This window comes from Halomonas halocynthiae DSM 14573 (genome assembly GCF_000425725.1).
Lineage (GTDB): Bacteria > Pseudomonadota > Gammaproteobacteria > Pseudomonadales > Halomonadaceae > Halomonas > Halomonas halocynthiae.
The window spans coordinates 511,383-524,293 of sequence record NZ_KE384439.1; the positions used below are offsets into that span (position 1 = coordinate 511,383).

Here is a 12,911-nt window from a genome sequence, read left to right on the forward strand (position 1 = left end):
TTATCAGCCTTCGGCAGGTGGCGGTTCGGAAATCAGCCCCACATTGGCCACACCAGCCACCTGCAGGGTGCCCATCAACGTAACAATATCGCCATAAGGCACCCTACGATCGCCGCGCACCAAAACTTGAGTACCAGGGTTACGCTCCATCAGGATGATTACCCGTTGGCTCAACTCGTCCAGGCTTACTTGGGTTTCATCGCCGCTCAGGCTGACGAAATATTCACCACTGGAATCCACTGACACAATAATAGGATCTTGATTGTCGTTGGAATCAATAGGCTCAGACGTCACCTGTGGCAATTCGACGTCAACCCCCTGGGTCAGCATCGGGGCTGTGATCATAAAAATGACCAGCAGCACCAACATCACATCGATGAAAGGTACCACATTGATTTCATTCATCGGCTTGCGCCGACCCATCCGGTTAAATGGTCCTAGCATGGCGTGTCGTCCTCAGCTGTCGTCAGACTCGCCGCGTCCTTGCAGGTTGCGGTGCAGAATGGAGTGGAACTCTTCGGCAAAATCTTCATATTTACCCAGCAGCCGCGAGGACTCAGACGACAGTCGGTTATAGAAAATTACCGCCGGAATCGCGGCAAACAAGCCCATCGCCGTTGCGATCAGAGCTTCAGCAATCCATGGCGCCACGGTAGAGAGTGTCGCCTGCTGCGACATGGATAAAGACTGAAACGACCCCATAATTCCCCAAACGGTGCCGAATAGCCCGATATAAGGGCTAGCGGAGGCCACAGTGGCCAAAAACACTAAGTGATGGTTGAGCCGCTCTTCTTCGCGCGACCAGGCCACTCGCATACTGCGCTGTACACCATCAAGAATGGCCGCAGGACTGCGAGTACGCGACAGTAGTCGGTTAAATTCACGAAAGCCCGCACGGAAAAGATGCTCTGACCCCTGTGGTTCGCCGTTTGCTGGCTCTTCGCGATACAGCTCGTTTAGATCCACTCCCGACCAGAAGCGTTCCTCAAACTGCCGGTGGGCTTTGGCGGCATGACGCATCACGATGCTGCGCTGAAAAATAATAACCCAGGACAATACCGACCCAACTAATAACAGCAGCATAACAGCCTGAACAACACCGCTGGCATTAAGTACAAGGTGAGGGATAGACATCGTTTCGTTCACGGAATACCTCGTGTGTAGCAATCGACAGAAGTCAGTTGTGATCTGTTGCCTGGCCTGCAGGCGACAGTCCAAAATGAAGCCAGGCCTGACGCGTAACGACTCGACCTCGGGCAGTTCGCATCATCAGACCTTGCTGGATCAAATACGGTTCAATCATGTCTTCAATGGTGCCCCGCTCTTCACCAATGGCAGCGGCCAATGAATCGACCCCCACTGGTCCGCCCTCGAATTTTTCGATCATGGCCAACAGCAGCCGGCGATCCATATGATCCAGCCCATGATGATCGACGTGCAGCATATTCAGGGCGCTATCAGCAATATCCGCGCTAATAACACCATTCCCTCGAATGTCAGTAAAGTCTCGAACCCGCCTTAACAGACGGTTGGCAATCCGCGGAGTTCCCCTGGAGCGGCGCGCAATTTCATAGGCCCCTTTCGGATCACTCTCAACCTGCAATAGACGCGCAGAACGCTCAACAATGACAGCTAAATCTTCCGTACTATAAAATTCAAGCCGTTGCACAATACCAAAGCGGTCGCGCAACGGTGACGTTAATAGGCCTGCTCTGGTTGTCGCGCCCACCAACGTAAAGGGAGGCAGGTCAAGTTTGATAGAGCGTGCCGCTGGCCCTTCACCAATCACGATATCCAGCTGAAAGTCTTCCATGGCTGGGTACAGAACTTCTTCTATGGCGGGTGCCAGACGATGAATTTCATCGATAAACAGAACATCACCAGGCTGCAGGTTAGTCAGCATGGCGGCTAAATCACCGGCACGTTCAAGTACTGGCCCGGAGGTGGACTTTAGCCCCACCCCCATTTCGGCAGCAATAATATTTGCCAAGGTTGTTTTTCCCAAGCCTGGCGGGCCAAATACCAGCGTATGGTCAAGGCTTTCCTCACGTTGACGCGCCGCGCCGATGAAAATTTCCATTTGCTCACGCACTCGCGGTTGGCCGATATAATCGTCCAACCGCTTAGGCCGAATGGCATGATCCAGCCGAGTTTCGCCCGAATGGGTATCACCAGCTATCAGCCGATCAGACTCCAGCATGCCGCACGCTCCTGAAAATGAAAGACGCCTGGAGGCATATGTTAAAGGACAAACGCCGACAAGTACTGTGATGCTTTTGCGTCATCAATTACCTGCCATACGACGGGCAAGCGCAGCTTTGATCATGGCTTCAACGCTGACTTCATGCTCAAACCCGGATAGCATGCGTGTGGCTTCAGCAGGCTTGTAGCCTAGGCTGACCAGGGCCGCCTCTGCGTCAGCCAGCAGAGAGGCGCCATGATTTGCCTCCGTGTGGCTTTCGCTTATTAATTGCCCTGTGGGTTCCCAGTCAGGCAGTCGGTCACGCATTTCAATGATCAAGCGCTCCGCGGTTTTCTTGCCGACACCAGGTAAGCGCGTTAACGACTTGGTATCGTCTTCGCGAACACTGCGTACGAAAGCGTCTTCATCCATGCCAGAGAGAATCGCCAATGCTAAGCGTGGCCCCACGCCGTTAACCTTGATCAAGGCGCGAAATAGAGTGCGCTCGCGCTCCCCGGCAAAGCCGTAGAGTAAGTGAGCATCGTCACGCACCGTCAAATGCGTAAACACCACCACGTCTTCGCCGGTGGCGGGTAGCGCCGACAGTGTTGTCATGGAGATTTCCAGCTCGTAGCCAACCCCAGCCACATCAACCAGTAACCAAGGTGGACGTTTTTCTAACACAGTGCCACGCAGGCGTCCGATCATGTTTTTTGGTCCTTAGGGAAGGCAAAAGGCATCCTCAAGCAGAGGTGCGGTATATCTCATAGCGAAGCAATGACCGCCCACTATACTGCTCAGCCAGCAGTCATGCCAGTTTGAGCAAACAGTGTTCGCTAAAAGAAAGAGTGTTCACAAAAACGGGCAAACCTGCTCGGCGAAAGCGCGCTCAGTCAGGGCGGTATTCCCGCCAGCTGGAGCTGCGTTTGGCTTGTCGGCCATAGCCCTTGCGAGGCACGAGCCCTGTGCGTGAATACGCATGGGTTAGCGCTATCGCCAAGGCATCGGCGGCATCGGCCTGGGGTGTGCTCGAGAGCGCTAAAATAGCAGTAACCATGTGCTGTACCTGAGCCTTCTCAGCAGCACCTGTGCCAGTGACTGCCTGTTTGATCTGGCGTGGGCCATACTCATTGACCAATAAGCCGTGGTTGGCAGCACACACAATCGCACAGCCTCTGGCCTGCCCAAGCTTTAAGGCGGAGTCAGCGTTTTTGGACATAAACACCTGCTCGATGGCAAATTCACCCGGCGCATAACGAGCAACTACTTCACTGATGCCGGCATATATCTGTGCCAGACGCTGGGCCAGGTCGTCACCCGAGGTGCGAATACAGCCGCTGGCCACGTAACATGGTTGGGCGGCCGAGACATCAACGACGCCATAGCCGGTAACCCGTGATCCCGGGTCAATGCCAAGAATCAGCACGACGCTTTCCCAGCAAGGCTCATGCGCCGGCCTCACTGTTCATTGTTTCGACGATGGCATCGCTGAAATCAGCATTAGTCACAACATTTTGCACATCGTCTAAGTCGTCAAGATGGTCTACCAGTGCAATCAGGCGCTGACTCAGTTCACGATCATCGATCAACGTATAGGTCTCAGGAAACAATCCCACCTCTGAGGCTTCAGGGATAATGCCCGCCACGTTCAACGCATCTTTGACCGCGCCGAACCCCTCTACCGTTGTCACTACCTCGATGCGGCCATCTTCCAGTATTTCGATATTTTCAGGCTCTGCCTCTAAGGTGGCTTCCATGGCGTCTTCTTCGCTAATCTCCGCTGGTAACGTTAATCGGCCTTGACGATGGAACATGAAAGCAACCGAGCCAGACGTTCCCAAATTTCCGCCATGCTTGCTGAACGCGTGGCGAACTTCCGATACGGTTCGATTACGGTTGTCGGTCATGGTCTCAACCAGAATCGCCACACCGTCAGGTCCATAGCCCTCATACACCACCTCATCCATGTCGACGTCATCACCGGTACCTGCTCCACGGTCGATTGCTCGCTGAATGGTCTCTTTGGTCATGTTACTGGCCAAGGCTTTGTCGACTGCAGCTCGCAAGCGCGGATTATCTGCTGGTTCGCCGCCCCCTTGGCGGGCAGCAACAGTAAGCTCGCGGATCAGTTTGGTAAAAACCTTGCCCCGTTTGGCGTCTTGAGCCGCCTTACGGTGCTTAATATTCGCCCATTTACTATGGCCGGCCATGTCGCATCTCCTTACCAGCAAGTAGAAACGTCACACATTCTCAGACAGTAGACAAGACACCGGCGCCACATGGGCGCCGGTGGAACAGCTCTAGCCGCTGACTAACACTCAGTGACCGGCGGTTTCTTCTTTATCACCTTCTGCTTTGACCTTCTGGCGCAGCCGAATATTCAGCTCTTTAAGCTGTTCCGGACGCACATCACCAGGGGCATCGGTCATTAGACACGCAGCACTCTGGGTTTTCGGGAAGGCAATGACTTCACGAATGGTGCGCGCACCACTCATCAGCATCACCAGACGGTCAAGACCAAAGGCCAAACCACCGTGAGGCGGCGCGCCATATTGCAGCGCATCCAGCAAGAAGCCAAACTTCTCATTGGCTTCTTCCTCGCCAATGCCCAGTAACTCAAGCACGCTCTGCTGCATGGCTTGGTCATGGATACGAATCGAGCCGCCACCCAGCTCAGTGCCATTCAGTACCATGTCATAAGCTCGTGACAGCGCGGCCTCGGGGTTGGCCTTGAGTGTTTCAAGGTCACAAGATGGCGCTGTGAATGGGTGATGAAGCGCTTGCAAACGCGTGCCATCGTGTTCGAACATCGGGAAGTCGACCACCCATAACGGCGCCCATTCAGCGGTGTAGAGATTCAGGTCTTCACCCAGCTTAACGCGCAGCGCACCAATTGCCTCGTTCACGATATTGGCCTTGTCGGCACCAAAGAAGATGATATCGCCATCTTCAGCGCCCACGCGGTCAAGCAACTCTTCAATCACGCCTTCCATGAACTTCACAATCGGTGATTGCAGTCCTTCAAGCCCAGCGGAGCGGTCATTCACCTTGATCCATGCTAGGCCTCGAGCACCATAGATACCAACAAACTTGGTGTACTCATCAATTTCTTTACGTGACAAGGAAGCGCCGCCCTTGACTTTAAGTGCCGCGACGCGCCCGTCTTCAGCATTCGCTGGGCCGGAGAATACCTTGAAATCAACGCCTTTCATCAAGTCGTCGACGTCAGTAAGTTCCAGAGGAATGCGCATATCCGGCTTATCAGAGCCAAAACGATTCATGGCTTCGCTATATGGCATGCGGCCAAATTCAGGCAGGTCCACATTAAGCACATCGCTGAATAGCTGGCGAATCATGCCTTCGGTGATCGACATAATGTCCTGCTCTTCAACGAAGGAGGCCTCGATATCGATCTGGGTGAATTCTGGCTGGCGGTCAGCACGCAGGTCTTCGTCACGAAAACACTTGGCAATCTGATAGTAACGATCGAAGCCAGACACCATCAGTATTTGCTTGAATAGCTGCGGTGACTGAGGCAGAGCGAAGAAGCTACCGGCATGGGTACGGCTAGGTACCAGATAATCACGCGCACCTTCTGGTGTCGCGCGGGTCAGGATCGGAGTTTCGATATCAAGGAAACCCTCGGCCTCTAAATAGCCGCGGACACTGTGTGAGATACGCGAGCGCAGCCGCAGCTTGTCGATCATTTCTGGGCGACGCAGGTCGATATAGCGATGTTTCAGGCGAATTTCTTCACCGACTTTGCCGTGCTCATCGAGCTGAAAAGGTGGTGTTGCAGCACTGTTTAGCACTTCAACATCCTTGGCCAGCACTTCAATCAGGCCTGTCGGCATACCTGGATTTTGAGTGCCCTCAGGGCGCAGCCGTACACGGCCCTGAATGCGCAGTACGTATTCGCTACGCGCACGGTCTGCCGTGGCAAAGGCCTCGGCGGTATCGGGGTCTACCACGACCTGGGCTACACCTTCCCGGTCGCGCATGTCGAGAAAGATCACCCCACCATGGTCACGGCGGCGATGAACCCAGCCGCACAGAGTGATCGTCTGATCCACCATGGTTTCATTGAGCTGGCCGCAATAATGGCTGCGCATGTCGTTTCCTGTTTCGTTGCGTTGGCGTTTAAGAGGGAGCGGCAAAGCGTTTACGCTGATGCTCCGTCCTTGGTGCTGGGTGTTGTAGCGTTGCCCGAGGCGCTGTCGCTAGCCAAATTTTGCTTGCTGCCGGTTTTGAAATCGGTTTCATACCAGCCGCTTCCCGCCAGACGAAAGCCTGCCGCGGAAACCAAGCGAGCCAACTCTGCCTGCTCACAGGCAGGACAATCACGTAATGGCTCAGCGGAAAGCCGCTGCAGTTTTTCCAAACGATGGCCGCAGGCCTTGCACTTGTATTCGTAGATGGGCATGTTTGAAGCTCCAAAGACGACGATGTTGACAATATTTCAGTGGGCAATGCAACAACGCATCGCTGTTTATTCACATGATTCAACAGATGCCTGAAATCAAGGCGCACTATTATACCCTGCTGCGTCGATCAAGGCACAATTCTGTGTGATTACCTGATGATCGCGCAGTGAGATCGCTCTATATTCTTCTTTCACTTAGCCATCTTCACTCACTTCAGCTCCAGGGGAGCCAGATACCATGCACGCAGTCATACTTGATGCCGATAGCCTTGGCCAGGGAGTTGATCTATCGGCAATCAAAACACTCACAAGCCAACTGACCATCCATGGAAAAAGTGAACCAGAGCAGGTTGTTGCGCGGCTGAAAGGTGCCGATGTTGCGCTGGTCAATAAGGTGCGCCTGACCGACGATGTGCTGTCTTCATTACCATCCCTGCGGTTGATTTGTGTCATGGCGACGGGAACCAATAATATTGATATGTTAGCCGCTGAGCGACGAGGCATCAGCGTGCGTAATGTGACAGGCTATGGCACAGAAAGCGTCGCTCAGCATACGCTGATGATCTTGCTATCGCTGGCGGCTCGCACTCCGCTTTATCAGCGTGATGTTGCTGATGGCAAGTGGCAACAAAGCCCCTACTTCTGCCTGTTTAATCACCCAAGCATGCAGCTTTCAGGCAAGCATCTCGTCATTGTTGGCGAAGGAGAGCTTGGCTCGCGTGTCGCCACATTGGCAGGGGCCTTCGGTATGCGAGTCAGCTTTACGGCGCGTCCTGGAGCGGCGGATGACCCGCGCCCAGGCCTCGATAGCCTTGCCCCTGACGCTGATGCCATCAGCTTTCACTGTCCACTAAACGACGACACCCAGCACGTAATGAACGCCACCCTAATTAAGCGCCTGAAGCCAGGAGCACTGCTAGTAAACTGCGCGCGCGGTGGCATCATTGATGAAAAAGCGGCACTGGATGCTCTGCGTGAAGGACATCTTGGTGGGCTGGGTGTTGACGTGCTGCCAGTCGAACCACCTAGCGATGGCCATCCGTTGCTGGATGCGTTACATGAGCCGCTCAATCTGATAGTAACGCCACACAATGCCTGGATAGCCCCTGAAGCACGCCAGCGGATTCTCGATTTAACTGCCGAAAACATCCGCTCTTTTACTAACCAAGCTGTTAACCCGTCGTAAAGGCATCAGGCAAGGGCTTGCTGGCGTCGTGATTCACCGGCTCCAGCTCAACCTTAGCTACCTGGGCGTCTTCAGAGCCCTGCCACAGCCATTGGCTAAGTGCGTCCACTTGCATAGCACCGCCATACATCAGCACTTCAACACTGCCATCCTCCAGATTAATGGCATGCCCTGTCACTCCTAAGCTAACGGCTTTTTGCTGAGTCGAGCGTCGGTACCATACCCCCTGCACTTTGCCACTAATTCGTGCTTTTACGCATAAGCTGCTCACTTGATGTCCTCTCCTTCGGTCTCCAGCTCTTGGCTAACGCGTACAGCCGTATTGCGCGGGATCACTTGTCGTCCCGTCGCTAACAGGTGGCACTTAGTGAAGGCCGCCCCAAACAACAAGATCAGTGATGAGTAGTAAACCCACAGCAAGATTACGACGACAGAGCCTGCCGCTCCATACGTTGAAGCGGTAGCGGTGTGGGCGAGATACATGGAAATGGCTGTACGTCCAATGACAAACAGGACAGCGGTTACCCCTGCGCCCATCAATACATCACGCCAGCTGAGCACAACATCAGGCAATACCTTGAAAATTGTGGCAAATAGCGCCGCCACAACAATCAAAGAAACCAGAAGCTCAACGCCACTAGACAACAGGCTCACAAATGGCATCAAACTGTCAGCTGCACGCAACATTGTTCTGACAACCACACCAAGCGCCAGAGAAACCAAAAATATAAAGCCGATAGAAACAACGACAGTCAACGAAAGGACTCGCTTCTTGATAAATAACCAAGCGCTGTTTGCACTAGGACGAGCGGTGACGCCCCACAACGTATTAAGCGAGAACTGCATTTGGCCAAATACCGTGGTTGCCCCCACCAGCAAGGCGCCAACGCCCAGCAAAGAAGGCAACAATCCAGACTCTTGAATGCGCGACTGAGCCACCGCATTTTGCACGGCTTCAGCAGCGCCTTTCCCCATCGTGTCCTCAAGCTGCTTAACAATTTGGCCCGTTGCTGCATCTTCTCCTAACACCAGGCCAATCACTGTCACCGCGATGATAACGATCGGTGCCAATGAAAACAGCGTGTAGAATGCCAGTGAGCCAGCATAACTAAACGCATTACGCTGCAGCCATAGCTTAATAGCACTTTGGGTGACACCAAACCAGAACAGAATCGTCGACTTCATCGCGGGCCTCCTACCCTAATGTTTCTGCATGCGCTGAAGCATACCGAAGCGCTCGGAAGATTGCAGGCGGTTTGCGTGCGTAACAGCAGCTCAGCATAATGATGCAACTTTTTGTGGAGGGCAGTCATGGGCCAAACAGTGCAGCAAGAGGAGCCGTTAGCAGCCCCTCAACAAGATAGCGTTGACTTCGACTGCCTAGTGTTTATCGGCCGTTTTCAACCCCCTCATTTAGGGCATTTGGCTGTTATTCACCAGGCATTAAAACGCGCCCGAAAAGTCATTGTACTGGTCGGTTCCGCCTGGCAAGCGCGCTCTTTGCGCAACCCTTGGCGCTTTGAAGAGCGCAGTGGAATGTTGCGTAGTGCTTTTGATGATGAAAGCGCCTCGCGTCTTGAGTTTGTGCCTCTGCTTGATGCCCTTTATAACAATGATGTCTGGGTTAGTGATGTGCAGCGCAAGGTTAGGGATTTTGCGCCGCCTAACCTCACTCGACTACCACGCATCGGACTAATTGGCGCCAGGCGCGGTCAATCAAGTTATTACTTGTCGCTGTTTCCACAATGGGAGTCTGTCAGCGTTCCCATGGTAGAAGGGATCTCAGCAAGCCAGATTCGTGAGCGCTTGTTTCGGTCACCTGCTGCGGCGCTCGACTACCTGATGACGACGGCCAGCCATGATCTACCTCCTGGCGTGGTCAGTAACGTTCAGGCATTTATTAACAGCGATGCTTACCGGCTACTGCTCGAAGAGCAGCAACTGTTAGACCAGTATCGTGAGGCTTGGTCACAAGCCCCCTATTCGCCAATTTTCGTTACCGTCAATGCTGTTGTGGTGCAGTCTGGCCATGTGCTGCTGACTCGGCGCCGCTCGTCGCCCGGCAAAGGATTATTCGCCTTGCCAGGTGGATTTATTAACTCCCATGAACGGCTGCTGGATGCCTGTTTGCGCGAGCTACGCGAACGTGTGCGGTTGAAAGTACCAGAGCCGGTGCTGAAAGGTTCGTTGCGTGGCCAGCGCTTGTTTGATGAACCACACCGTAGCTCACGAGGACGAACCCTAGCCGAGGCATTCTACTTTGCGCTACGCCCAGAACAACAGCTTCCTCAGCTTAAGCCAGTTAAAGGGGGCGACCAGGCTCGCTGGGTTGCATTGGCAGACCTGGAGCCTGATACGCTATTTGAAGATCACTTTTTCATTATCCAAGATTTTCTTGGCTTACCCGCGGGCTTTTCAGGCGCCTAAGCTATCTGGCGGCAATGGCAGCCCCCTGCTTCTAGCCTGGTAGCTATTTACCTTGCAGCTATTAACCTTGGAGTACGTCTCTTGGCAGCTCTATCATCTGCCGCCATAAGCGCTCAACACCTGGTTTATGCACTAATGAACAGCGATATAGGCGAATTTCCAATGGCACATCGTGATGCGAGTCTCCAGCGGGCACTAAGCGGCCATCCTTGAGTTCATTACGGATACAAAAATCCGGCAACCAAGCTAGCCCCATCCCTTGCATCACCATGCCTTTCAGCCCTTCTGCCATGGCCGTCTCATAGACAGTACGCAAACGCAGACTCAAGGGGTCATTTTTCAGTAGCATACGCACACTGCGCCCTAAAAATGCGCCTTGAGTATAGGATAAGTAAGGTATGTCACCCTCGTCCGCGAGGCTAAAGCGGGGGCGTCCTTGCTCATCGGGAAGACATACTGGCAACATTTTTACTTGGCCGATTGAAAATGATGGAAACACTTTGGCATCAAGCTGCATGCTGGCATAAGGATCATAGTACGCCAGCATTAGGTCGCATTTGCCTTCGCGCAAGACGTGAATGGCCTCACCAACATTCATCGCAACCAAACGAGTCGGCAGCTGCCCCAACCCTTTTTGTAAACGAGAGATCCAGGGGGGATAAAAACTCAGCGCCAGTGAATGCGCCGCCACAATATCCAGCGCTTCCTGAGCAATTGACAGCCCTTTCAAGTGCCCCAGGCTTTCATTAAGCTGCTCTATCACGTTGCGTGCGGTAATAACGAACAGGTGCCCTTCTGATGTTAAATCAACAGGTGTAGTGGAGCGGTCTACCAATGTTGTTCCCAGAGCCTGTTCAAGCGCACGTATACGGCGGCTGAATGCCGGCTGAGTTACATGGCGCTGACGCGCCGACGCCGAAAAACTTCGTGTTTGGGCTAGCGCCAGAAGATCTTCAAGCCATTTTGTTTCGAGGTTCACCGCTATTCCTGCCCTGTTGTTTCGTCGTTTTCTTCCATGCTACGCCACTGTTGATGTGACTTGGCACGCATTTGACAGGCGCTACTAGCTCGCAGTTACCTATCGGTATAATCATTCAGGTGTCTTATCATGTCACCGTTAGACGCATAACTTATTGAATCGGCGCAAGCAGATAAGCCGCTCGTGAAAGCAACTTGCTCAAACCGGAACGCTCGGTTATTTCACTCAATTCAACGCGTCGGCTAACGGCTAAGTCTTTCTCAAGCATACGCTCAATAGTGGCGGCAAAATCCTTGTCAGGTAGAAACGCGGTAATTTCAAAATTTAAGCGAAAGGAACGGTTATCAAGATTGACCGTGCCGACACTAGCTGCCTCATCATCGATTAGTATGACTTTCTGGTGCATAAAGCCTGGTTGATAGCGATAGATTTTAATACCCGCACGAATCATGCTGGGCAAAAATGAAAAAGCTGACAAGAAAACCAGTAGTTGATCAGGGCGCTCTGGCAAAATAATACGCACATCAACGCCACGCATGGCGGCCAGTCGCAAGGCATCGTGCACACTGCGATCAGGAACAAAATACGGACTGGTTAACCATAGGCGTTGTTGCGCGCTATGAATCGCATGCTGAACCAACAAGCTAGCCGTTTCCTGGTGATCTGCTGGCCCCGAAGGCACAATGACAACACGATGGTCTTCAGCACAGCTTCCGCGCGGGGTCCAGTTGAGCGACAGAATATCTCCAGTAGCCCAGTGCCAGTCTTCCCAAAACGCTTCTTGCAAACCTTGTACACTAGGGCCGGTCAGTTTGAGATGGGTATCTCTCCACGCGCCATGATGTTTGTCTTCACCGAGATATTCTACACCGACGTTGAACCCGCCAACCCAACCAGACTGACCGTCTATCACTGTAATTTTACGGTGATTACGAAAATTGATCTGGAAACGGTGGCGTCTAAAACGTGACGAATGAAACGCACTGATCATAACCCCAGCCTGAACCAGGCGCTCTAGATAGTGCGTCGGCAAGCGGTGTGACCCCAGCTCATCATACAGTAAGTAGGTGTGTACGCCACGCTCTGCAGCAGCGATCAAATGTTGCTGTAAACGCTGGCCCAGAGCATCGTCACGGATGATGTAAAACTGCATCAATACGTAGTCTTCTGCTGCATCAATACCGGCGAAAATGCTTTTGAACGTTGCCTCGCCTTCAACCAACAGTTCACAGCAATTTCCCCGTGTCAAAGGCATCAACGCCAAGCGTTCAACGGCCAGAATATCGGGATTATTACTACTTGCCAGGTATGGGTCCACACTGTTTTGGTACTCTGACAGTGCGCGTCGCAGCACAGTATCCTTGTGTCCACGTGCAGAAACATAGCCATAAAAACGCGGTTGGCCAAACACCCAATACGTGGGAACGGCCAAATACGGCATCAAAATCAGGGAAATAATCCAAGCAATCGCGCCTTGAGAGGTGCGGCTGGACATCAGTGCATGCAGCGCTGACAGCATGCCAAGAATATGAATGAGCGGGATGATTACACCCAGCAGCCAGGACGCCATGGATACCTCACATGCCCGAGCGTGCGTCAGGCTTTAAGAAACAGAGTGAAAAATACAGCGGCTTACTGCCCGTTCAGGTGATAAACAATCAATCGGCGGCCCACAATGGGACCGCCGTATGGCATAAACCAACGGTGTCTGCGG

General features: G+C 53.1%; 14 protein-coding genes. 2 read left to right on the forward strand and 12 right to left on the reverse strand.

Annotated elements, in window-relative coordinates; translation table 11 throughout:
- Nucleotides 1–3 precede the first annotated feature (3 nt).
- The 8 genes from tolR to H616_RS0108030 form a co-directional block, all read right to left on the reverse strand.
- On the reverse strand, nt 4–444 hold the full coding sequence (gene tolR / locus H616_RS0107995; RefSeq protein WP_027966897.1) for a protein TolR: 441 nt from the start codon (nt 442–444) through the stop codon (nt 4–6).
- Nucleotides 445–456: 12 nt separating this feature from the next.
- On the reverse strand, nt 457–1,134 hold the full coding sequence (gene tolQ / locus H616_RS0108000; protein ID WP_205619074.1) for a protein TolQ: 678 nt from the start codon (nt 1,132–1,134) through the stop codon (nt 457–459).
- Nucleotides 1,135–1,177: 43 nt separating this feature from the next.
- On the reverse strand, nt 1,178–2,200 hold the full coding sequence (gene ruvB / locus H616_RS0108005) for a Holliday junction branch migration DNA helicase RuvB (protein ID WP_027966899.1): 1,023 nt from the start codon (nt 2,198–2,200) through the stop codon (nt 1,178–1,180).
- A gap of 84 nt (nt 2,201–2,284) precedes the next feature.
- A complete protein-coding gene (gene ruvA, locus H616_RS0108010) occupies nt 2,285–2,890 on the reverse strand; it encodes a Holliday junction branch migration protein RuvA (protein ID WP_027966900.1) in 606 nt (201 codons plus the stop codon).
- 181 nt (nt 2,891–3,071) lie between these two features.
- Nucleotides 3,072–3,608, reverse strand: a complete 537-nt coding sequence (ruvC, locus tag H616_RS0108015; RefSeq protein ID WP_027966901.1) for a crossover junction endodeoxyribonuclease RuvC — start codon at nt 3,606–3,608, stop codon at nt 3,072–3,074.
- 19 nt (nt 3,609–3,627) lie between these two features.
- Complete coding sequence (locus tag H616_RS0108020) at nt 3,628–4,392, reverse strand: YebC/PmpR family DNA-binding transcriptional regulator (protein WP_027966902.1); 765 nt, start codon at nt 4,390–4,392, stop codon at nt 3,628–3,630.
- Between the two features lie 108 nt (nt 4,393–4,500).
- Nucleotides 4,501–6,294 carry an aspartate--tRNA ligase gene (gene aspS / locus H616_RS0108025; RefSeq protein WP_027966903.1) on the reverse strand — a complete coding sequence of 598 codons (1,794 nt, stop codon included), beginning with the start codon at nt 6,292–6,294 and terminating at the stop codon, nt 4,501–4,503.
- 50 nt (nt 6,295–6,344) lie between these two features.
- The gene (locus H616_RS0108030) at nt 6,345–6,605 is read right to left on the reverse strand and encodes an FmdB family zinc ribbon protein (RefSeq protein WP_027966904.1); all 261 of its coding nucleotides are present in this window, start codon (nt 6,603–6,605) and stop codon (nt 6,345–6,347) included.
- A 238-nt stretch (nt 6,606–6,843) separates the two neighbouring features.
- Here H616_RS0108030 and H616_RS0108035 point away from each other — a divergent pair, with 238 nt between their 5' ends.
- A complete protein-coding gene (locus tag H616_RS0108035) occupies nt 6,844–7,791 on the forward strand; it encodes a D-2-hydroxyacid dehydrogenase (RefSeq protein WP_027966905.1) in 948 nt (315 codons plus the stop codon).
- On the opposite strand, the gene H616_RS0108040 is transcribed toward H616_RS0108035, so the two are convergent.
- Together H616_RS0108040 and H616_RS0108045 are read right to left on the reverse strand one after the other, a co-directional pair.
- On the reverse strand, nt 7,778–8,062 hold the full coding sequence (locus tag H616_RS0108040) for an acylphosphatase (protein ID WP_027966906.1): 285 nt from the start codon (nt 8,060–8,062) through the stop codon (nt 7,778–7,780). The two genes, H616_RS0108035 and H616_RS0108040, sit on opposite strands and share 14 nt — an antisense overlap.
- Complete coding sequence (locus H616_RS0108045) at nt 8,059–8,976, reverse strand: YihY/virulence factor BrkB family protein (RefSeq protein ID WP_027966907.1); 918 nt, start codon at nt 8,974–8,976, stop codon at nt 8,059–8,061. Before H616_RS0108045 ends, H616_RS0108040 begins: the two co-directional genes overlap by 4 nt.
- Before the next feature lie 126 nt (nt 8,977–9,102).
- Between H616_RS0108045 and H616_RS0108050 the strand changes: the two genes are divergently transcribed.
- A complete protein-coding gene (locus H616_RS0108050) occupies nt 9,103–10,218 on the forward strand; it encodes a bifunctional nicotinamide-nucleotide adenylyltransferase/Nudix hydroxylase (RefSeq protein ID WP_027966908.1) in 1,116 nt (371 codons plus the stop codon).
- 61 nt (nt 10,219–10,279) lie between these two features.
- Here the strand turns inward: H616_RS0108050 and H616_RS0108055 are convergent, their stop codons facing one another.
- Nucleotides 10,280–11,197 (reverse strand): LysR substrate-binding domain-containing protein, encoded by a 918-nt coding sequence (locus H616_RS0108055; RefSeq protein WP_027966909.1) that lies wholly within the window; start codon nt 11,195–11,197, stop codon nt 10,280–10,282.
- Between the two features lie 151 nt (nt 11,198–11,348).
- Complete coding sequence (gene cls, locus H616_RS0108060; protein ID WP_027966910.1) at nt 11,349–12,767, reverse strand: cardiolipin synthase; 1,419 nt, start codon at nt 12,765–12,767, stop codon at nt 11,349–11,351.
- Nucleotides 12,768–12,911: the final 144 nt, after the last annotated feature.